This window comes from Legionella stuttgartensis, from assembly GCF_977063405.2.
The window spans coordinates 37608-58054 of record NZ_CDRUHA020000104.1 but is presented as its reverse complement, the minus strand read 5'-3'; the positions used below and the strand labels follow the sequence as shown (position 1 = coordinate 58054).

Below are 20447 nucleotides of genomic sequence, written 5' to 3'. Positions count from 1 at the left end.
CCCTATCGCTTAGGAAAGGCAAATAAGCCCAAAAATTTAGGGGGAGGCGATATGATAACACCACTGACACTGAATAAATCCATTAAAGTTTTAATTGACCAGTTAGGAAAAATAAATCCACTTCTTGTTAAGTTATTTGAAAACGAAACAGCGATTGACATAAAGACTCTAATTGAATGGTTTAACCTCACTCAATCGATAAATAGTAGTGATGAATCCTTTTTTTTGGTCACCAGCTTAAGAGCTAGCTTATTAAAAGAGTTAAATAAGAAGCTAAATACCGGGCAAAAGGAAGAAGACACAACAGATGCTCCATTGACGGCAAAAGCCAAATATGCGCTAGTTGCTCTTGGAGGAATTGCTTTTTTTGGGTGTGAGGGTTTTGATGGTATAAGCGCATTCATGGGAATTTTTACTTATATTCCATCTCTTGCAGTTATTGCCGTTGGGCTTGCATTTTCAATTGTTTCCATAATTGTATTTTGCAGTTTTGATTTAGTTGAGATTTCAAAGAACCTGGGGGTTAAATCTTCAGAAACCCCCAAATTAATTGATGCTGCACTTGACGAGTTTAACCAAATAAAAGCGGTACGTGCCCGCCTTACGCATTTTTCCAAAAAATCGAAAGAAGAACTTGAAGAATACCTTCAGCTGGCGCAAATGTTACTCCAAAAACACCGAGCATTAGATGTAATCCGCTATGAGCTAACATTAGCTTCAAATGATGGGCTCTTATATTATGCGAAAAAGATTACAGCTGGTGTTGCGGGCTTTATCTTTTTTAGTGGCGGTTTTTTTGCAGGGCAAACTGTATCCTTGGCGATTGGAGGTTTATTTGTTACTACATTGTCTGCAACTGCATGGCCTATTCTTGTTGCATCTGTAGCGATTGGTTTGGCAGCGTTGGCTGTGTACTGGTATGTAGAGCGTCCAGGAATTGAAAATTTAATCAGTCGGTGGAGAGGATTGGATAAAGAGAAAATTGATGAATTATGTAAAAGTGATGTTGTGGATAAAGAAACGCATAAACTAAGTGTATTAATTGAGGAGCTTACTTCTGAGATTGACTTGCTTAATGATAGGGCTACAGATAAAGCGCAAATCGAGGCAATGCAAAAAGAAATAGAACTTTTAAAGAGTGAGAAAAAAGCCTTAGGTTTACAAGCGATCGCCGCGGAAGAAAGAGCAGCTGGATTAAGTGCGCAACTAATGATTAAAGAAACACAACACGTACCAGAATCTGAACCCGCACATGCTGGGGCAGTGGATGCACCCTTTGATGAACCAGAATCCACTGTGCCATTTCAAATTTCTGGGAAACAAGGGTTTCCGTCAGTTTCTGAGAAGCACTCATTCTTTAGTATGAAAAGATCCGCATCGACCGGAGATCTTGTTTCTTTGCAAAAAAGTTTTTCTAAGTGAGTTAGCCTGTATTAGTAGCTACTAACTAATACAGGCTCGCGCAGTTTACAGGGAAGAATGACTCAATGTAGCATCGAGGTCCAAAGAGATATCCTGTTCCAATGAACGTTCTTTTTTTCCAGAAGAAGCCAAGAAACCGTTCCTCAAAAGCCCCTCGGTTACCCTATGCTTAGTCGCAGGTTGTTGCCAGACCGGTACTGTAACCGGTGTTTGCCCAAGAGCAGTTGGTGGTTGCGGTATCGGCCTTCTTCCGGGATTCAGTTCATTTTCCTCAGCCTCCAAGAATTTAAGTTGCTCTGCAGTCGGTGTTTCGACTTGGCTGGAATAAATAAAAGGTAACATACGAAGTTTGAACACCAATAAGAACGCCTCGAATTTATTACTTAACTCAGTGTATCCATGTCGAGATGGTGCAGCTAATGTTGCCTGCAATTGAGAAGGGGATAAAATCTCAATGTGATTGAGATCGGTACGATAATAAATTTTACCGTCATCTCCCTGTAAAATTAAGGGCTGTGGTTGGCGATATTCTTTATCAACATCCGGCATTTGTTCCAGACCGCCATATTGAGTCTGTTCAGGCAACTTGCTTCCGTTAAACACAGAATTTAAATCGTTTAATGAACAGGTCATACCTGCCAAACAGGCTTGTTTATTAAAATAATTATTTGCAGTATTAAAATCATCATCGCCACCTGCAGTAACCGGAGGCTCGCTTTTATCGGGTGAAGGATCGTAAATACGTTTGGTATAAACGGTTACTTTGTTTAACTCATCATGCAAATTGTTGACTAAAATACTACCCCAAACTCCAAAGCGTTGTGGAAGCAGGGCACGTAGATCCCCCATAAATGAAATATGACCTGCAGCAAAGTGATCGGTATAATAATGGAAGCAAAAGAACTCCATACCTAATGCCAAAGCTTGATATCGATGGGCTAGATCCTTCAGTTTTTCTGGTGTCAAGCCATTAGGAGTCTGTTTGAGAACCTCAAGTAGTGCAGTGAAGTCGCTGTTCTTTGATTGATAATCTGCATGCGTAATATATTGTTTTAACTCATAATGAATGAGTGCATATTTGAGAGCTATATGATGGCCTATAGTATAAACACGGACAGACCATGGGGTAAAATGCGATAAATTTCGATTCAAAATGTCACTGTAATTGTTTACCCTCAGAGCAAACATGAGCTGTTGAACGTAGAAATTTAAAGTAGTAGAAAAGGGGATGTAGTTGCCGTTATTTATAGTATAAATGGTATCAATATCACTTTGTTGTACGTTTTTATTTGCCAGTCGTTTATAAGAGCTAATTAATTTGTGTTCCTCATTCGCGGTAACTGGCTTTTTAATTAAATATTTACCTAAGGTTTCACTAGATCCTGTTCGATCAAAAGTTCTTCGTTGCGCCTTAAATTCACCAATGCTTGGTAAATCAAAAGAGACTTCTTTTCCACCAAAATAGTCGCCAGACATGGCAATAATGACGCCTGCAGATATATTTAATCCAATGGGTTCAGGAAGGCCCATTTCATTAAACCCTTGTAATTGCAAGTGCAAGCCTCCCTTCTCATCGATTGTTAGGTATGGATTGCCTTCTAAGCTCTCCCAATCTTGAAATCGTAATGCATCACCCAGTTCCGTATGTTCATTGGTGTTCATAAGCAAGCTCCATTTTTTATTTTTATTACGCTTTAAAAACAATGAACTTCTTAATCCTTTTACATTATGAGCTGTACGACACAATGCAAACAGACCAAGTTCTGTTCAAATTTTTGTTTCAAAAAAAGAAGGGTAAAAAATAAATATAGAAGTGGGGTCCAATATTTTCAAATAGGAGCGCTTGCTTCTGGGGCATCCCTCTAAGTTTATATTTCGCATCTATAATTAAAATTATCCCCGCAGTTGGAGATGATTATGAAAGATGAGAAAACCGAAAAATTAGTAGGAACCAACCGCAATACTCTATTTTCGGCAACAGAAAATACGGTCTCTTCTAAAGATCGCTTAAAAGATTTTGATGCATTGAAACAGGATCAATGGCTGGAGTACAGTAAAAAAGTGATTCATGAATTGGGATCGAAAATATCTTCTTTTCCAGAAGTGCCTCCCCCCGTTAGTAAAGATATTAATTGCCCTCCAGATATGTTGAGCTCTCAAGTAGGTTGTGCTTATGCTTGGTTGGCTGATAAAAGACGAGAAGTAGCGAAAATGTTGAAACAAGGCCCGCTAAGACATCAATTCGGATTAATCAATAAAGCAGGGTTTGTGTCCACAGATGATTTTAATTTATCAAAGCATCTTCCTACCCAAAAGGATATGATCTATGAGCATTTAATGGTTTTGATTCATCAAAAAAATAATCATGTTGAGGTAATGCGACAAGAACACAAATCCGAAGAGGGTGCAAAATATACGATTAAAATTAAATTAACTGCTGAGGAATTTGATTTATTACATAAGAAGAATACCTCATCCCCCTTTCCCTTTATTGAAGATGATGTTGTTCTTACGATTACCTTCGATGATTATGGGAAGAACGATAGTAAAACAGGGATCGTTATTGATCATTGTCCTACTCCTTTTCATCAAGATTATCGTGATCGCTCCAGCTATTTTCAGGTGCAATTTGAATTAATCCAACCTTATTTTAAGGAATGTGTTGATTGGACTCCTGAGCAGGATATAAAGGATTTTCTCATGAATGCGGGAAAACTTGCCTATAGTCTTGCCCGATTACAACCCGTTGGTCGAGGAAACTCAGCCATTGTTGAATGGATGGTTAGAGGACTTGCTCATGAAAAGAATATTGAATTAGGACCTTTTAACCACAATGAATTAGGTTGGGATTTTAAAGCCTTCCTAACCCCAGAGATTGATGACTATGCACAATGGTTTGCTGAAAAAGCATTTACAGGATATGTACTAACAGAACCTGACGATTTAACTCCGAAAATGTAAACTTCGAAAAAAGATTAGGGTATCGAAGTACTCATCCACATCAGTAATAAATATTTAATTATTTTTATTTTCGATAATTTACAAATTTTCGAAAATAATTAATACTATTCAAAATTTTTAAATTGAAGAACAATAACATGTCTCAAATTAAAGTGAAGCAATCAAAGACGAGCACGGTATTAGAGAAATTACGTCTTGATCTAGTGAACGGCTATTTTGAGCCGGGTCAAAAATTGCAAATGGAACAATTAAAAGAACGTTATGAGGTAGGATACAGTCCTTTACGCGAAGCGTTATCTCGCTTAGTAAGTCATGGCTTAGTCAACTTTGAGGATTTATGTGGTTTTTCTGTTCCTTCTTTATCTTTAGCAGAATTATATGACCTCTATGCCGTTAGGATTCAGATCGAAACACGTGCTCTGGAATTATCCATACAATATGGGGATGAGTATTGGGAAGCAGATATTATTGCCTGTTGGCATCGATATGCAAAATACCTCTGCCCATCATCAAATAAACGATTAAATCCTATTGAATGGGATGCGTTACAAAAAGAATTTACCTATACCCTGATCAAAGCCTGTCAGTCTCCTTGGTTACTCAAAATCCAAGATATGTTGTATGACCATTCATCACGGTATCGCTTTTTATGCTTAGGGCTCCATCATAACGATGAGCAAGTATTAATGGAATTCAAACAAGAAAATGAGGAGTTAGTCTCTGCGGTATTAGCGAGAAATACTGAGAAAGCAATTCAAATTTCGCAAATGGGTTGGGATAACTCAATTCAAATGATGGCAGACCGTTTGAAAGATAAAAATGCTTAGGGATAAAGCAATGAACGAACATAAAAAAAATTATCTACTCATTCCTTCGGTACCTACCCCTAATGGTCGATTGCATTTAGGCCATATTGGCGGTCCATTTTTGAGTGCAGATATACTATCAAGATACCTACGACTTCTTGGGCATACCGCATTGATAATCTCAGGAACCGACAGTTACGAGTCCTACGCAGCAGGAAAAGCAGAGGAGGAACATTTAAGTCCTGAGGAAACATGCCATCATTATCATGCATTAATTGCACATGATTTAGAACAAATGAACATTCAATGCGAACAATTTATTAATCCCCTCGATAAGCAATGGCATGCATCGTATCAGAAATGGCATGAGAAGATTATGGGGCAATTATTGGATAATAAAGCCACGACGCGATTAAAAGAAAAAATGCTCTGGGATGAAACGAATCAACGCTATCTCAACGGGTACTGGCTGCAAGGGGATTGCCCTATATGTTATGAACAAACCGCTAGTTATTTTTGTGAGCATTGTGGTGCCCATTTTCGCCCAGAAGAAATGATTCATGATCACAATTTAGAGCAAAAGGAAGTTGAAAATATTTTTTTACAACTTCCCAGAGATATTGATCTCATTTCCAAAGGAATTAATCCAAACATCCAATCACTATTTCAAAGTTATCAAGTGTTGCAAAACAATCGATTCAGGCTCACGACTCAGTGCGATTGGGGTTTAGTCGATAAGACTGATCCTGAGCATCCCAGAACGTTGTTTAGTTATGGTTTTGTATTTGCCTATTTTTTGATGTTGGGAGAACTGGCGGCAAGGCTCATGGATACCAACAGAAATGCGTTTGCGGCTGATTCTGAGGTGATTACTATTTCCAGTTTTGGTATTGATAATTCATTACCTTTTTTAAGCAGTGCCTTGGGAATTAGTTCTGGATGTCCTCAATATAAACCATTTGATTATTACCTCGTGAATTATTTTTATTATCTTGATGGCAGTAAATTTTCAACAAGCCGACAGCATATGATTGGCGTGGATGAGGCCATCAATCAAAAAGGGCTTTCCAGTGATATTATTCGGTTGTATCTGGCTTCGATTGATGTACGTAATCAAACAGGTAATTTTGTCATGGATGAGTTCATCCAATATTATAACAAAATTGTAGATTGGCTTGAACGCAGTGTTGTTCAAGGGATACAAAACGTTCCTGAATCCGTCATGAACTCTTGTACTCAATCGTTACAACATCAATTATGCGAATTGTTTACCATTCAGGAGAATGCATTACAACCGGCTCAATTTGTTCCCCACATAGGGGTTCAATCCCTAAATGATTGGATGCTTTTAAGTCAAAGCATCGATCCTTGCTCTGAGGATTATTTCTGGTGGTTAAAAGGGTTTTCTTTGATGATTTATCCTTATATGCCCGAACTCGGAGAAACAATCTGGCATGCTCTGGGATATGGGCAATTACCTACTTACGCTGACTTTTTTGTTAAGCCAACTCGGACAGTCCAGAAAAAAATACAACTCACACTAAAACGAATTACTCAGGAATTTGAGACACAAGCAGAGGGAATCTGTTATGAACAAAATAAATCATGAAATTTCCGATTTACTTGGAGTAGGTGTTGGACCATTTAATTTAAGTATTGCGGCTCTTTTATCATCAGTCGAAGAGATTTCCAGTATTTTTTTCGAGCAAAATGAAGAAATGATTTGGCATCCTGGAATGTTATTTCCTAAAGCTGAAATTCAGGTTAGTTATTTAAATGATTTGGTGACGCTTGTCGATCCTACTAATGCCTATTCATTCATTGCTTATCTTGCAAAACACAAACGCTTGTATCGTTTTATTAATGCACAATTTAAACAGGTGTTACGCACTGAATTTAGCCATTACTTAAATTGGGTGAGTGGGTCATTACCTAATTTATTGTTCAATGAACAGGTTGAGGATATTTATTTTGATAAATCGCATTTTGTCATGCATACAACGCAGAGAAAAGTTAAGGGAAAACATCTTATTTTAGGTAATGGCTTAACTGCAAGAGTTCCTGATTGTGCCAAACCTTATTTAGGTAACAATGTATTACATAATAAGAATTTTTTACTTAACCCCATAAATTGGCAGGGAAAACGAGTTGCTATTATTGGTGGTGGGCAAAGTGGTGCCGAAATTGTACAGCATATTTTATCTCATGATGAGCAATTACCTTTAGAACTAAATTGGATTTCGAAGCGACATCAACTCTTACCGATGGATACTTCTCCATTTGTAAATGAATTTTTCACGCCTAAATATACGGAATATTTTTTTCATTTATCTGAAAAAGAAAAAGCCTGTTTATTGCAAGAGCAACTCTTAGCCAGTGATGGTATTTCCTTGCACGTCTTACAAGCAATTTATCAAAAACTTTATAGCCTCGAATTTTTGGAAAATAAAGGGAGGTTGTTTAAGTTTTTACCGCGTCATGTATTAACAAATATGGAGAGCGAATTAGGTACCTATCAGTTAATACTGACCGAGCTTGATACGATGGAAAAAAGATTAATTTCTGCGGATATTGTTATTCTGTGCACCGGTTATCAGTGGGAGTTTCCCTCTTATCTTGCTTCGCTTGCCGATAAAATACCCTTAAATAATGGTGCATTTTGCGTCAATCCGGATTTTTCCATTGCCTGGGATGGGCCCAAACAACATCGCATTTATGTCCAAAATGCAGCGCACAAGGCTTATGGGATCGCTGAGCCCAATTTAAATGTTATGGCTTGGCGAAGTGCAAAAATAATTAATAGTATTGCACAAGCAAAAATCTATGAACTGGATCAGGAGAGCACGGTCTTGGATTGGGGACGGGAATTCCATGAGGAACAAAAATATGTCTCAATTGCTTGAAACGGATATTTGTGCAGCCCCTGGGTTAGTTTTTTCTAATCCTGAACATATTGCTCCCGGAGTGGTGGTAAATCCTATTGATTTTGCACAAAAAAAGGCATCGCCTCCGTTCCAAACAACTTATTTCCAAGTGTTGCCTCAGTGTGAAACTCCAGTGGATTATCATCAGGAAGAAGAAATTTGGATTGTATTAGAGGGCGGTGGTATTTTGACTTATGAAGGGGAGGTTCACTGTCTTAAAGTACACGATTTTTTTTACTTTGCAGCGTTTAAAAAGCATCAAATCCGTAACTCTTTGACCATCCCACTTCTGATTTGCTCTATTTATTGGTAAGCGATTATTGGGTGGTGGAGTTCTTGAGTATGCTCTTTGGCTAAGTAGCAAAAAATAACCCAACGGAACGAGTTACAACTGATTGAGAATTTAATGAAGAATTACAAGGTACGATGGTTACAGTCCATTGATAAAGAAGAGTGGTTTGCAATGTGGCATGAATATATGGAGTTTTATCAAGTATCTCTGCCTTCAGAAGTGGTCAATAATACATTTGATAAACTACTCTCTGCAGATAAAAAAATAGGATGTCTCATTGCGTGTGACTCCCAAAATGTCGCAGTGGGATTTTTGACTTTTATTATTCAGTTAAGCACTTGGAGCATTGCTCCCGAATGTTATTTACATGATTTATATGTAAAACCAGAACATCGAAAAGCTGGGGTGGCGAGAATGCTCATCGATGAATTAAAACAAATTAGTCAATTGCGGGATTGGAATAAAGTCTATTGGTTAACCAAACCAGATAATCAGGTCGCACGAGCACTGTACGATAAAATTGGACGAGGTGAACCATGGATCGTCTATGTTATGACGGATTAAGTTAATCCTTATTTTCCTTCGTATAAGCCCCATTTTAGAAAAAGTTAAATAGGATATTTTTTAGTATTAAATTCTAATAGACTATTAGAAAATCGCTGAAAAATAAGGATGTTTCATGCAAGACTTCATCAAGCCGGCACTTTTTAATGCGCAGTTAATAAGAAGCTTGGGATGTGCAACCTATCAAGGTGCTGAAATTGGAGAATGTTTTGCTATAGCAAGTCAAATAGAGCCGGGTGATAAAGAAAGCTGGTATGCTCGATGGACTGCCTTTGGTGATAGCAATTTTAGTATGGCTGAAACCTACCGTAGCCAAGGGTTGCACTTTGATGCAAAAATGGCATTTCTGCGTGCATGTACTTATTATCGGACCGCGTTTTTTTTCTTGGAGGATGTACCTACTGATCCCAGGATTGAGCAGGCATTACAATATAGCATTCGTGCTTTTCATCAAGCACTTGAGTATTTTGAAACTCCAGTAGAAAAAGTAGAAATTCCCTTTGAAAATACCTCCTTGCCTGGATATCTCTACCTAAATCAGACTCAATCTAATCATCCCAAACCCATTCTTATTGATACGGGTGGGGGCGATAGCACCAAGGAAGAATTATATTTTAGTACAGCAGCCGAAGCGCTACAGAGGGGCTTTCACTGCCTAAACTTTGAAGGTCCAGGTCAAGGCAGCATGCTCCGATTAAACAAAATGCCTTTTATCCCGGATTGGGAGCGAGTAATTGAGCCAGTCATTGATTTTATTATCAATCGTCCTGAAATCGATCCTAATAAGATTTTCTTAATGGGCCGAAGTTTTGGTGGTTATCTTGCTGCTCGAGCGGTAACAAAAGAAAAGCGAATTGCAGGTTGTATTGTGGATCCCGGTATATTTGATGCAAGTGGTAATCTCGAGGCTAAATTTAATTCTTTTATGACTCAGTTCCCAGATTTGCAGGATGTTCCTTTAGAGCATGCGTTAACACATCTCATGAGGACAGATGAAAATTTAAGGTTTATGCTAGAAAGTAGGAAGTGGCGGTTTGGTGCGAAAACGGTTGAAGAAATGCTCAGTAGAACTCGTGCGTATACTTTGAATGGATTGGTCGAAGGTATTCAGTGCCCCATGCTGGTTTGTGATAATACTTTAGAATACATCACCTTAGGTCAAGCAAAAAAATTATATGATCAGTTGCAATGCAAAAAACAATACATACTTTTTCATGATGAGGACGGTACTGGTGGTCATTGCGAACCGCTTGCGCCACGATTATTTAGTGCAAAAATTTATGAGTGGCTCAGAACTTTATAAAGATTTGGTAGCAAATGAAAAGAAATGAATCTAGAAATGAATAACAATAAGTGTTTAAAGAGTCAGGAAAGGTAAAATGCATTCTATAGGTACCTGGTGGTTATGGTTGTTTTTTATTGTCTTAATACTCATCGTCTTAAGTATTGATATTATTTTTTTAACCCGTAAAAAAGGGGGCCATACTTCGTTAAAGTTATCGATTATATGGGTCACGGTGTGGATTTTGTTAGCGTTACTATTCAATGCCTTTTTATGGGTGTATCTACTGCATAGTGAAACAAGCCATATTGCAAACCAAAAAGCACTTGAATTTTTTACTGCTTATTTGATTGAAGAGTCATTATCTATCGATAATATATTCGTTTTTGTCATGATCTTTAAATATTTTTCTATACCTATGAAATATCAGCGTCGTCTACTCTTGTTTGGGGTATTGGGTGCTATAGTGATGAGAATAACACTTATTATTGTTGGCATATGGCTTATCAATAAATTTCATTGGATTTTTTACTTATTTGGATTATTACTCCTTTATTCCGCATCTAAATTCTTTACTTTATTTAAAGACGAACAATTTATTGCGAATAATTTTGTTCTAAGAACATTAAGAAAATTCTTTCCCATAACAAAAACCATTACCGATGAACGTTTAATTGTTAAAAAGAATAATTCGTATTTTATAACTCCTTTATTCGTAGTTCTTATATTTATCGAAGTAAGCGATTTAATTTTTGCTGTCGACAGTATTCCTGCCGTATTGGGAATTACTCAAGACCCATTTATTGCGTGCTCTTCGAATGCTTTTGCCATACTGGGACTGCGATCCTTGTACTTTATCTTGGCACACATCCAAAATAAATTTTATTATCTCAATTATGGGTTAGGTTTAATTTTAGGTTTGGTTGGGATAAAAATGATTGTGCATGACATCATTGATATTCCTGTAGTATTAACCCTTGCAATGATTGTGATAATACTCGGGGGCTCAATCGTTGCGAGCAAGTTGTGGCGTAATAAGTAAATAAGCCAAACTGTGTTCACATGAAAAAGGGATATTTATGGAGCAATTCTTAATTTTTGCATTAGTTGGTTTTATTGCACAAATAGTTGATGGTGCATTGGGCATGGCTTATGGGGTGATTATTACCGGTATATTAGTTACTTATGGGATTTCTCCCGCAGTGGCAAGTGCGACCGTGCATACTTCTGAGATTGTTACCACAGGTATTTCAGGTTTTTCTCATGCAATGTTTAAAAACATTGATTATGCTTTATTTAGGCGTTTGGCTATCCCTGGGATTTTAGGATGTATCTTAGGAGCATATGGTTTAACAAAAGTTTCAGAAAAATTGGCAAAGCCTTTTATTGCAATTTACTTAATCATCATGGGTGTATTTATTTTGTACCGGGCTCTCCAAGGTGGAAAAATTATTCGACTCATAAAAAATTTTATGGTTAAACGAGTTACAAGGCGTGCGTTGCCTTCTAATCATGCACGGGGATTAATTCCACTTGGATTTTTTGGGGGGGTCTTTGATGCCACAGGTGGCGGCGGGTGGGGAGCTATAGTTAATTCTACATTACTAGTACAAGGTACGACCCCTCATTACACCATAGGTTCAGTTAATTTAACCGAGTTTTTAATTACTATTAGTGTTTCTGCTACCTTCTTTTTTACAATTGGAATCACTCATTGGTTAATTATTCTAGGGTTAATTGTCGGGGGGGCAATAGCCTCTCCTTTTGCTGCCTTCCTCGTTCGTTATATTCAACCTCGACTCATTATGTTGTTGGCTGGAATCGTAGTCATATTACTCGGTATTCACTCAATTTTTACAGTATTTATGAAGTAAAAGATGAGTGCGTAGACAATCAATATCATTCGAAATAGAAATGTATGCTAGGGCTCTATTTTGATTATCTTAAAAAAATATTTTAAATTAAGAGGGGCTTATCTTTTTGATATCTACTTTTACTGTTCATGGATAGACAATTTATAAACAAGGAGCTGTGTTTTGAAACTAAAATCACTTGTAATTTTATTGGCAGGAATTCTGACAAAAAGTTCTTTGGCTGGAACTATGGGGGCTATTGAACCTTCAGCGTTTCCCTGGGTTGGGTCGCTTAGTATCGGCCCTGTGTGGGAAGATGGGGGTAAAAGCCAAAGCCTTTTCCTAACTCCCTTTATTGAAAAGACTTATGCTGCAGATAACTCAACGGATGCACTAGCAAATTTTGAAGTATTTTTAGGTTTACACCGGTCATTTAATCCCACCATTCAGGGGCAGCTAGGAGTGGCAGTAGCTGCAACGACGAATGCAAGTCTTTCAGGGGAAATTTGGGATGATGCAGATCCTGAATTTGATAATTTTACCTATGGCTACAAAATTCAGCATACTCATATTGCTGCAAAAGGGAAATTATTGGCTGATATGGGATTTGTAGTGATGCCTTGGGTGAGTGGGAGTATTGGTGTTGGTTTTAATGAGGCTCGTTCTTTTAGAAATACTCCGAAGATTTTTGAAGCCATAGTCAATCCTAATTTTGCCTCTCACACTCAAACCACCTTTACTTATACTGTGGGCGCAGGAATCCAAAAATCATTGACTCAGAATTGGCAAGTAGGTGCAGGTTATGAGTTTTCTGACTGGGGTAAGAGTCGTCTGGGTAGAGCAGAGGGTCAAACTCTGAACTCTGGGATAACACTCAACCATTTATATACAAACGGTGTAATGTTCAATATAACCTATACAGCTTAAGGACTTTGTATGATAAAAAAGCTACCTATCTTTTGTTTTTTTCTCGGAATAAGCTGTATATCTACGGTACAGGCCGAGAAGCCTCTATGGACGATGACCTTAGAGGCTGGCAATAACAAACAATCTATTCCTGAAAATGTAACAGCAACGATTGCGTATAAGGTTCAAAACCAATCAAAAAAAGCGAAAATTCTCGCCTTACAACCGACACCCGGCCTTGTCCAGACTAATACTTGTCGTCTAGCACCTAAAGGAACCAAGAGAGATAGTTGTGTGGCTACATTTAAAATCATTGGGCATATGCTCCCGATTAGTGGTATCCATCACGGCCCAGTACTATGCCAGGCGAATTCAAATGGAGGTGCTAATCCAAATCAGTGTTATCAACCTGATAAGGACAATATTTTGTCCATTACTAAAACGAAAGAATTAGCGGATTGGAATAACTGGGGACAAAATATTCAAAATAGTCAGCACAATATCAACTCGGGTATTACTGTCGATAATGTGAAAAAAATCGTAGAATTATGCAAAATTGACTATACCCAAGGTCTTGTACCCACTCCATCAAATTCATCAAGTTTTTCGAACAGTGCCAAACCAGTTATTGTAAATGATACTATCTATTGGACTGGTTTTGCTGGAGTAATAGGGGCTCATCAAATTCAACGCGATGAGTATGGTAACTTTATAGGATGTAATCAACTTTGGGTACAAAACGTAAGTACTTTAGTGGGTCTTGTTCTTCCTTTTGGATTTACACCATCGGTTCGTTCCTCACCCGCTTATTATGAGCGGGGTAATGGTCAGGGGGCACTGCTGTATACTGCTATTGATAGCGTTTTTTCTTTACCTCCCAGCTTATGGTTTATAACCCCTCCCTTTGCAGTTGCGGTTGATGCAAAAACTGGCGAAAAATTGTGGCAAATAGACTTGGTGGACCCAAGTGAGGTGGCTGTGGGAATGGATGCGGTGACACCAAGTACTACGGCAAGTCCGCGCATCTATAAAAATACCGCTTATCTTGGATTTTCAAGTTTAAATAATGCTTTTGATAACATCCCCATGACTTTTAGAGGGCATATGATCGCCCTTAATTTAGGGGGGCAAGGTTTATCTCCAGATATGCCTTCAATCAAGTGGACCCAATTCACCATTCCACCCCGTCCGGCTAACTATCAACCAGGTACTTGGTTTGCCGGTGGTGGTGTTTGGGCGAGTGCCCCTTCGATTATCCCAGAGCTTGGTCTGGTTATTTATGGTGCGGGACAACTTTATAATTATCCAGATTTTGTTACTGCATGTATGCAAAGACCGCAATCAATTACTACGCCTACATTTAGTACCACGCAAAAAGGACAAACAGGAAAAGGGTCTACTGAGTGTTTAAAAGAAGCAGAGGCCAGATTAAAGCAATTAGGAATCACGCAACCACTTGCATCGAATTCTATAATTGCTTTGAAGATAAAAGATGGTAGCTACGCTTGGCATGTGTCAACACAAGGTATTGATAATTGGCAAGGTTCTTGTGGACTTAATATTGATCAACCGTGCAGTGTTCCAGTTCCAGGTCCTGACTGGGATGTGAGCGGTAGCTCTCCTATTGTGGCCGATCTCAAATCATTAGGTAAAGTGGTTATTTCCCATAATAAGGGCGGGTCCCTATTTTGGATTAATGCTGCGACTGGAAAGGTTATTAGAAAAGCTGATGTATGTGTAGGAAGCGCTCTAGGAGGAGCTCACTGGGGATTAAGTTACGATCCAAAGAATGAAACGATCTATATGGCTTGTTCTGCTGGTGGGATTGTGCCGAACTTTGGAGGATTTGTAAATTATTTGTCTATATTAGCAAATGGTAGGAAAACCTGTATGTCAGGTTATCTTAATGCGATTGATGCGAATACTGGGCAACTAAAATGGCAAACTCTACCTGCACGATCCGAGATCGTTGATGTCAATTCTCCTGGTTGTCCAAATAAGCTTTATTCGGTCGATGAGCGATTTAAATATGGGCTAAATTTTGACATCGTAATAAAAAATAAGCAATTTAAGGTACCGGTCAACGTAATGCCTAACAGCAGCAAAATTCCTTTAGCGCATCAACAAAAAGGGAGAAGTAATGGTGTACCTGCAAATGCGAATGACATTGTTTATTGGCCTGTCTATTATGGAACAGTGTATGCGCTTGATGCTAAAACAGGTGCCTATTTAAAGGAAATGAACTGTGATGAGGGGGCTATGTATGTAGGACCATCTGTTGCCAAAGGCCTTGTTATGCTTGGTTGCGGGTACGGTAATTTTAATTCTGCAGATGTTGGTAAATCCATCATGGTTTATGGGTTGTCTAACATTATAACAAATCAGACCAAAAGTGCTGGATAGATCATAATTAATCTTCGATCAAGATTTGAATCCGTGATTGGTGTTCAAATCTTGATCTGTTCTGCAAATGGTCCACATAAGTTTTAGTAAGTACGATCTAATGAAATAAATGCTTCGTGACGGTTTCAATAAAAAAATAGATGAAGCTGAAGTAAAAAATGATCCCAATATATCCTACAACAATAAGTAAGCCGTCGCGTTCGATTAATCCCAAGCTAAAAATAATGAGCAGAGCCGCAAAGATAAAATTGCTTAACGGGATCGGTAGCATCAACAGTATTGCTAAACAAAAAATAAGTATTCCATTGATTATTTCCATAATGCGAGAGGTCATGAACTCCCAGCGTGGTTTCAAAAAGTGTTCAATTTTAGTCAAATAAGGTACTGTCACACGGATTACTTTAGAAATGGTTTTTTGATGAATCGTACGTTTGGCAATAATTTGGGGTAACCATAATGTCTTTCTAGCAAATACCATTTGGCAGGCAAAGAGTGCTATGGGCACACTAAATACAAGCGAAACACCGGGCACCGTAGAAAAAGGTAAAGCGCTTGGTAAAGCAAAAAACAACAATACAATTCCAAATGCGCGTTCGCCTAGAATTTGTAAAATTTCTTGATAGGTTAATTCGCCTTGTAAATCCTTATGGTTGGCAATCTCCAAAAGGATATCAGAAGAGTGTGTAGTCGTTGTATTCATGATAACTCGCAGTTATAACTCGACATGATATTTTTAGTACTATTAAAGAATAGAACAAAATCCCTGATGAGAATGAATAACATCAAACCTAATGTAGCATATAACTACAAAATTTCTTATAACATTGTCTTAAGAGAGTAAATTAGCCCAAAGGATTAGGAAATTTTTGTAAATAAAGCGTACCAAATTGGTATGAAGCGTAATCAGTAATATGACCTACATCACGATATACGGGGATGCCATTGATGTCTGCTTTACAAACATTCTGCTCGCATTGTACTTCTTTGGGATCGATTATAATTAATTGCGGGTATTTATTTTTCATTTTATTAAATAATTGCTTAAACCACTGTTCCTCATTAAAGTTAAAATCACATTCATGAGGCGTATATGATGTTCTTAATTTTATATGTTTAAAAAAACAATCATGGAAATTATTTTGCATTAACGCGGTTGAGTGCATCAATACGGGTTTTGCTCCCGATTTGGTAATGATTGATAGAGCTTTATCCAAAGCTTCTTCCAATCGCTTTTTGGTCAAGAGTAAAGAGCGTTGATCATCCAAGTTATTGATGATGTTTTCTGACAAATAATCAGCCCATAATTGTCCAATAATGACATAATCATAATGATTATTTTGGATCATTTGATAATACTTTTGGGTTAGTTCATGACAGAGTGGATAAACTTGATTTTTAAAGTGCCACCAGTCATAAAGATAAATGTCAGGTAAGGTTAAGCAGGAAGATACGGTTTGCATTAAAATGGAAACATTCGCTGCTTGCCCTAATACATCGACAAAGCCCCAATAATGATTGGAAAATGAATCCCCAATCATTAACGCACGCTTACTATCTGCTTTCTTTGCGCCGGCGAGGCATTGCATATTGATTTCATGCAGGTGATCGGTAATACACACATCCCTAAGCGGGCTGTTGTATTGGTCTAATTGTTGATACACGGTTAATAGCTCTCCATCAAAACGTTGAGGAAACCCATGATTTTTTTTTATCACATAGTCAGTCAGGTGAACAACAAGCATGGGAGCTAATAATAGAAGCACAAAGGTATGACGAAAGGGCATGTTCTTCCAACGTTTGGATGGTTTTTCGATAAAACGCCAAGAGAGATAGGCTAAAACAAAAGTAATCCCTAAAGCAGCCAATAAAACGATGGGGGTTTCCACTATGCTTTGATATCTTAGAACTGAGAAAATAACCCAATGCCAAATATAAAGTGAATAAGACAACAGGCCTATGAATACTAAAGGTTTACTGGAAAGTAATTGGCTGAAGATGTTTTTAGGGGAACACGTTCCTATGGCAATAAGAAAACCAGTGGCACTACATACAACCAAGGCATTCACATCAGGATACCCTGCTAAAATTGGATTAAGACGAGCAATATAGAGTAAGGTTATGAATGCCAGACCACCCATAAGGCTTAAAAGGTATTTCTTGGTTGAATGAATTGTCATCTGAATGAATGCAACACACGAACCAGTTAAAAATTCAAAGATTCTACTGGGGAGTAAGTAATACGTATGCGCAGGTAATGTTCTGGCATTGTATAAAGAGCCTAGCAATGCGAAAAAGGTCAGTCCAATTAGAATAGGAATCAAATATCTCTTAGGTGCGAAACGATGTAAACAATAGATAAGGAGTGGTAAAAGTAAATAACATTGCCATTCTATTGAAAGAGACCAGGTATGCAGTAAAGGAAGTTGATGCGTATCCGGTGAAAAATAACCGGTTGTCGTTTTATCAAAGAACATATTAGACAAAAATAAAGAAGTTTTGCGAGCGCTCCTGCTGTATTGCATTAAGTCATCAGGTAAAAAAAACATCAAAGTTAAGGTAGTTGTCAAAAAGAGCAAACAGATAAAAACAGGTTGCAAGCGCCAGAGTCTTCGATTGTAAAAATCTAAAAAGGAAAATGAATCATTTTGGAGTGATTCATGGATAATCCGCGTAATGAGAAAACCAGAGATAACAAAAAATACATCGACTCCTATAAATCCTGAAGGAAAAAAAGAGAGTCCTGCGTGATAAATTAAGACCAGTATAATCGCAATGGCTCTAAGTCCATCAATATCAGGGCGGTATGTCATTGACGTTCAAACAAAAAGTCGCAATCCTATCACCTTGATTAAAATTTATCTATAACCCATTCTAATTGATAGAACCGATTACTTCATGCAACGAGATTTGCGGTCTATAGGACAGTCACATTTGAGCAATACTATTATAGATAGTCCCAATTTATGAGGAAAATGATGCATACATTACGAACTTTTTTCGCCATTGTCCTCCCGAAGGAAACTCAGGTTGGTCTCTCAGCTGATTTAAAGATGTTACATCATATTATTCCTTCAGAGTACATTCGCTGGGTTCATATAGAAAAAATGCATATTACATTACAGTTTCTCGGGAACTTACCGCAAGAGCAGTTGATGGCTGTGACTAAAAGCGTAGACGCTGCAATAAAAAATGTCCCCGCATTTCAACTCGAATTCGGTCCTTTTGAATGGTTTCCAACATTACGTCATCCTAAGATTCTTTCATTGTCCGTTCAACCCCAAGTTACTTTAGCGAAGTTGGCTGATACAATTGGGAGTGCGCTAATTGGTTTAAATATTCCAATTGAAACACGCCCATTTCGCGGACACATGACCATGGGACGATTGATTCGGAGGGGAATGCGCTATGAATTGTTGGAGACCATAAAAAAACCAACGATTCCCGCAATCACGGTTAATAAGATCCATCTTATAGAAAGTAGAGCAGAAAAGGGTGGGCAAAATTACTATCCATTGGCTGAGTTCAAACTAGCCTCGGTTTAGCTTACGCATTCATCCAAGCTTTAAGTTACAACCCCACACTTAGCCATAAACAGACAACAAATACTCCATGACTGCACGTAATCCCATGGCTTCTCCGCCTTCGGGTCTCCCAGGTTTACTTTGCTCATTCCATGCCATAATGTCAAAATGTACCCAAGGGGTTGTTTTGGTGATGTATCGTTGGAGAAATAATGCTGCGATAATCGCTCCACCATAAGGGTAGTCACTACTATTGGTCATATCAGCAATAGATGAGCGCAGAAATTTTTCATAAGCTGCAAATAACGGGAGTTGCCATACAGGATCAGCCGCTTTATGGGAGGCCTTGATTATTCCCGCGGCTAAAGATTCATCATTGGTAAAAAATGCTGATATTTCAGTTCCTACAGAAACACGAGCTGCGGAGGATAAAGTGGCAAAGTCAATCAATAATTCAGGCTCTTCTTCACAAGCTCTTACTAAAACATCGGCTAAAATCAGACGTCCTTCCGCATCTGTATTATCGATTTCAACACTTAAGCCATTACGCATAATTAAAATATCACCTGGTCTAAAAGCATGAGGCCCAACAGCATTTTCCACTGCAGGGATAAGTAAATGTAAACGAATAGGTAAGTTTCGTTTCATAATCCAGTAAGCAAGACCTATTGCATGGGCTGCTCCGCCCATGTCTTTTTTCATGATGCGCATCCCGTAGGGAGATTTCAGATTCAATCCTCCAGTATCGAAACAAACCCCTTTGCCAATTAAGGTGATGTGAGGATTTTTTTCATCACCCCAGGTTAAGGAGAGCAGGCGTGGTTCTGATTGGGAGGCACGGCCAACTGCATGAATGGCGGGATAATTAGCCTGTAACAATTCATCGCCAATCCATTGTTCGAATTGTGCATTATGTTCGGCGGCTAATGCGTCCACCGTATTTGCCATTTCTTTAGGTCCCATATCACTCGCGGGCTGATTGATTAGATCACGTACTAAAAAGTGAGCTTGGGCTAAAAGGATTAAATCAGAAAGTATTGGGGGTTCAACTACTAAGACACGAGGAGGAGGAGCGTCTTTTTTGTATTGTTCAAAACGGTATTGCGCTAACGCCCAATATAAAGCTGCTTCCTGAGAACAAGGTTCTTGCAGTTGATAATGGTTTGCTGGTAATAAGAGAGCTGCATGAGCCATCGCTAATATTTGCGGTTCATTACCAGTCCCTACATAGACTTTCTCTAATAAACCCTCGGTATTATGAAATAAGCAATATTCGCCGATTGCTCCATTAAATTGAGTTTGGACAAAATAATTACGCTCTGCTGGAGTTAAGGTCGTATTTTGGTTCTGTAATTGCTTCGGAGATATTAAATAAAGTGGAATAGAGTTGACACGATTGATTGTATAAAAAAGCTCAGCGTGCATGTCATGTTCTCAAGTAAAAGTAAAATGATCTTTAAACTGATAATTAATTATCAGTTCTGGATTGTTTTTTGTCAAAGAGCAGTGGAAT

Annotated in this window: 17 protein-coding genes; 13 read left to right on the top strand and 4 right to left on the bottom strand. The window is 38.2% G+C overall.

Annotated elements, in window-relative coordinates:
* The first annotated feature begins 51 nt into the window (after positions 1 to 51).
* The gene (locus tag ACWTEW_RS32580) at positions 52 to 1422 is read left to right on the top strand and encodes a hypothetical protein (protein ID WP_454782124.1); all 1371 of its coding nucleotides are present in this window, start codon (positions 52 to 54) and stop codon (positions 1420 to 1422) included.
* 45 nt (positions 1423 to 1467) lie between these two features.
* Here ACWTEW_RS32580 and ACWTEW_RS32575 read toward each other — a convergent pair whose 3' ends face one another.
* Positions 1468 to 3084: a hypothetical protein gene (locus ACWTEW_RS32575; RefSeq protein WP_454782123.1), complete on the bottom strand. Its 1617-nt coding sequence runs from the start codon at positions 3082 to 3084 to the stop codon at positions 1468 to 1470.
* Positions 3085 to 3339: 255 nt separating this feature from the next.
* On the opposite strand from ACWTEW_RS32575, the gene ACWTEW_RS32570 reads away from it, so the two are divergent.
* The 11 genes from ACWTEW_RS32570 to ACWTEW_RS32520 all read left to right on the top strand — a co-directional run bounded on the left by ACWTEW_RS32570 (position 3340) and on the right by ACWTEW_RS32520 (position 15413).
* The gene (locus tag ACWTEW_RS32570) at positions 3340 to 4383 is read left to right on the top strand and encodes a hypothetical protein (RefSeq protein WP_454782122.1); all 1044 of its coding nucleotides are present in this window, start codon (positions 3340 to 3342) and stop codon (positions 4381 to 4383) included.
* A 137-nt stretch (positions 4384 to 4520) separates the two neighbouring features.
* On the top strand, positions 4521 to 5210 hold the full coding sequence (locus ACWTEW_RS32565; RefSeq protein ID WP_454782121.1) for a GntR family transcriptional regulator: 690 nt from the start codon (positions 4521 to 4523) through the stop codon (positions 5208 to 5210).
* A 10-nt stretch (positions 5211 to 5220) separates the two neighbouring features.
* Positions 5221 to 6798, top strand: a complete 1578-nt coding sequence (locus tag ACWTEW_RS32560; protein ID WP_454782120.1) for a methionine--tRNA ligase — start codon at positions 5221 to 5223, stop codon at positions 6796 to 6798.
* Positions 6779 to 8092: a lysine N(6)-hydroxylase/L-ornithine N(5)-oxygenase family protein gene (locus ACWTEW_RS32555; RefSeq protein ID WP_454782119.1), complete on the top strand. Its 1314-nt coding sequence runs from the start codon at positions 6779 to 6781 to the stop codon at positions 8090 to 8092. The genes ACWTEW_RS32560 and ACWTEW_RS32555 overlap by 20 nt, the downstream gene beginning before the upstream one ends.
* Positions 8076 to 8426: a cupin domain-containing protein gene (locus ACWTEW_RS32550; protein WP_454782118.1), complete on the top strand. Its 351-nt coding sequence runs from the start codon at positions 8076 to 8078 to the stop codon at positions 8424 to 8426. Before ACWTEW_RS32555 ends, ACWTEW_RS32550 begins: the two co-directional genes overlap by 17 nt.
* Positions 8427 to 8519: 93 nt before the next feature.
* On the top strand, positions 8520 to 8969 hold the full coding sequence (locus tag ACWTEW_RS32545) for a GNAT family N-acetyltransferase (RefSeq protein ID WP_454782117.1): 450 nt from the start codon (positions 8520 to 8522) through the stop codon (positions 8967 to 8969).
* Positions 8970 to 9084: 115 nt separating this feature from the next.
* Positions 9085 to 10272 (top strand): alpha/beta hydrolase family protein, encoded by a 1188-nt coding sequence (locus tag ACWTEW_RS32540; RefSeq protein ID WP_454782116.1) that lies wholly within the window; start codon positions 9085 to 9087, stop codon positions 10270 to 10272.
* 76 nt (positions 10273 to 10348) lie between these two features.
* Complete coding sequence (locus tag ACWTEW_RS32535) at positions 10349 to 11293, top strand: TerC/Alx family metal homeostasis membrane protein (protein WP_454782115.1); 945 nt, start codon at positions 10349 to 10351, stop codon at positions 11291 to 11293.
* Positions 11294 to 11330: 37 nt separating this feature from the next.
* A complete protein-coding gene (locus ACWTEW_RS32530) occupies positions 11331 to 12125 on the top strand; it encodes a sulfite exporter TauE/SafE family protein (RefSeq protein WP_454782114.1) in 795 nt (264 codons plus the stop codon).
* A gap of 162 nt (positions 12126 to 12287) precedes the next feature.
* The gene (locus ACWTEW_RS32525) at positions 12288 to 13031 is read left to right on the top strand and encodes an outer membrane protein (protein WP_454782113.1); all 744 of its coding nucleotides are present in this window, start codon (positions 12288 to 12290) and stop codon (positions 13029 to 13031) included.
* A 9-nt stretch (positions 13032 to 13040) separates the two neighbouring features.
* Positions 13041 to 15413, top strand: coding sequence for a hypothetical protein (locus ACWTEW_RS32520; protein WP_454782112.1), 2373 nt, complete (start codon positions 13041 to 13043; stop codon positions 15411 to 15413).
* Between the two features lie 97 nt (positions 15414 to 15510).
* Here ACWTEW_RS32520 and ACWTEW_RS32515 read toward each other — a convergent pair whose 3' ends face one another.
* Together ACWTEW_RS32515 and ACWTEW_RS32510 are read right to left on the bottom strand one after the other, a co-directional pair.
* Positions 15511 to 16113, bottom strand: coding sequence for an exopolysaccharide biosynthesis protein (locus ACWTEW_RS32515; protein ID WP_454782111.1), 603 nt, complete (start codon positions 16111 to 16113; stop codon positions 15511 to 15513).
* 142 nt (positions 16114 to 16255) lie between these two features.
* The gene (locus tag ACWTEW_RS32510; RefSeq protein ID WP_454782110.1) at positions 16256 to 18223 is read right to left on the bottom strand and encodes an acyltransferase family protein; all 1968 of its coding nucleotides are present in this window, start codon (positions 18221 to 18223) and stop codon (positions 16256 to 16258) included.
* Positions 18224 to 18385: 162 nt separating this feature from the next.
* Here ACWTEW_RS32510 and thpR point away from each other — a divergent pair, with 162 nt between their 5' ends.
* Entirely contained in the window at positions 18386 to 18955 is a 570-nt protein-coding gene (gene thpR, locus ACWTEW_RS32505) for an RNA 2',3'-cyclic phosphodiesterase (RefSeq protein ID WP_454782109.1), read from the top strand.
* A 39-nt stretch (positions 18956 to 18994) separates the two neighbouring features.
* Here the strand turns inward: thpR and ACWTEW_RS32500 are convergent, their stop codons facing one another.
* A complete protein-coding gene (locus ACWTEW_RS32500) occupies positions 18995 to 20359 on the bottom strand; it encodes a leucyl aminopeptidase family protein (RefSeq protein ID WP_454782108.1) in 1365 nt (454 codons plus the stop codon).
* Positions 20360 to 20447 lie beyond the last annotated feature (88 nt).

Coding starts and splice junctions, on each gene's coding strand:
- ACWTEW_RS32520 (WP_454782112.1), top strand. CDS start 13,041: ATGATAAAAAAGCTACCTATCTTTTGTTTTTTTCTCGGAATAAGCTGT.
- ACWTEW_RS32530 (WP_454782114.1), top strand. CDS start 11,331: ATGGAGCAATTCTTAATTTTTGCATTAGTTGGTTTTATTGCACAAATA.
- ACWTEW_RS32580 (WP_454782124.1), top strand. CDS start 52: ATGATAACACCACTGACACTGAATAAATCCATTAAAGTTTTAATTGAC.
- ACWTEW_RS32555 (WP_454782119.1), top strand. CDS start 6,779: ATGAACAAAATAAATCATGAAATTTCCGATTTACTTGGAGTAGGTGTT.
- ACWTEW_RS32560 (WP_454782120.1), top strand. CDS start 5,221: ATGAACGAACATAAAAAAAATTATCTACTCATTCCTTCGGTACCTACC.
- ACWTEW_RS32500 (WP_454782108.1), bottom strand. CDS start 20,359: ATGCACGCTGAGCTTTTTTATACAATCAATCGTGTCAACTCTATTCCA.
- ACWTEW_RS32540 (WP_454782116.1), top strand. CDS start 9,085: ATGCAAGACTTCATCAAGCCGGCACTTTTTAATGCGCAGTTAATAAGA.
- ACWTEW_RS32570 (WP_454782122.1), top strand. CDS start 3,340: ATGAAAGATGAGAAAACCGAAAAATTAGTAGGAACCAACCGCAATACT.
- ACWTEW_RS32565 (WP_454782121.1), top strand. CDS start 4,521: ATGTCTCAAATTAAAGTGAAGCAATCAAAGACGAGCACGGTATTAGAG.
- thpR (WP_454782109.1), top strand. CDS start 18,386: ATGATGCATACATTACGAACTTTTTTCGCCATTGTCCTCCCGAAGGAA.
- ACWTEW_RS32545 (WP_454782117.1), top strand. CDS start 8,520: ATGAAGAATTACAAGGTACGATGGTTACAGTCCATTGATAAAGAAGAG.
- ACWTEW_RS32550 (WP_454782118.1), top strand. CDS start 8,076: ATGTCTCAATTGCTTGAAACGGATATTTGTGCAGCCCCTGGGTTAGTT.
- ACWTEW_RS32535 (WP_454782115.1), top strand. CDS start 10,349: ATGCATTCTATAGGTACCTGGTGGTTATGGTTGTTTTTTATTGTCTTA.
- ACWTEW_RS32575 (WP_454782123.1), bottom strand. CDS start 3,084: ATGAACACCAATGAACATACGGAACTGGGTGATGCATTACGATTTCAA.
- ACWTEW_RS32515 (WP_454782111.1), bottom strand. CDS start 16,113: ATGAATACAACGACTACACACTCTTCTGATATCCTTTTGGAGATTGCC.
- ACWTEW_RS32510 (WP_454782110.1), bottom strand. CDS start 18,223: ATGACATACCGCCCTGATATTGATGGACTTAGAGCCATTGCGATTATA.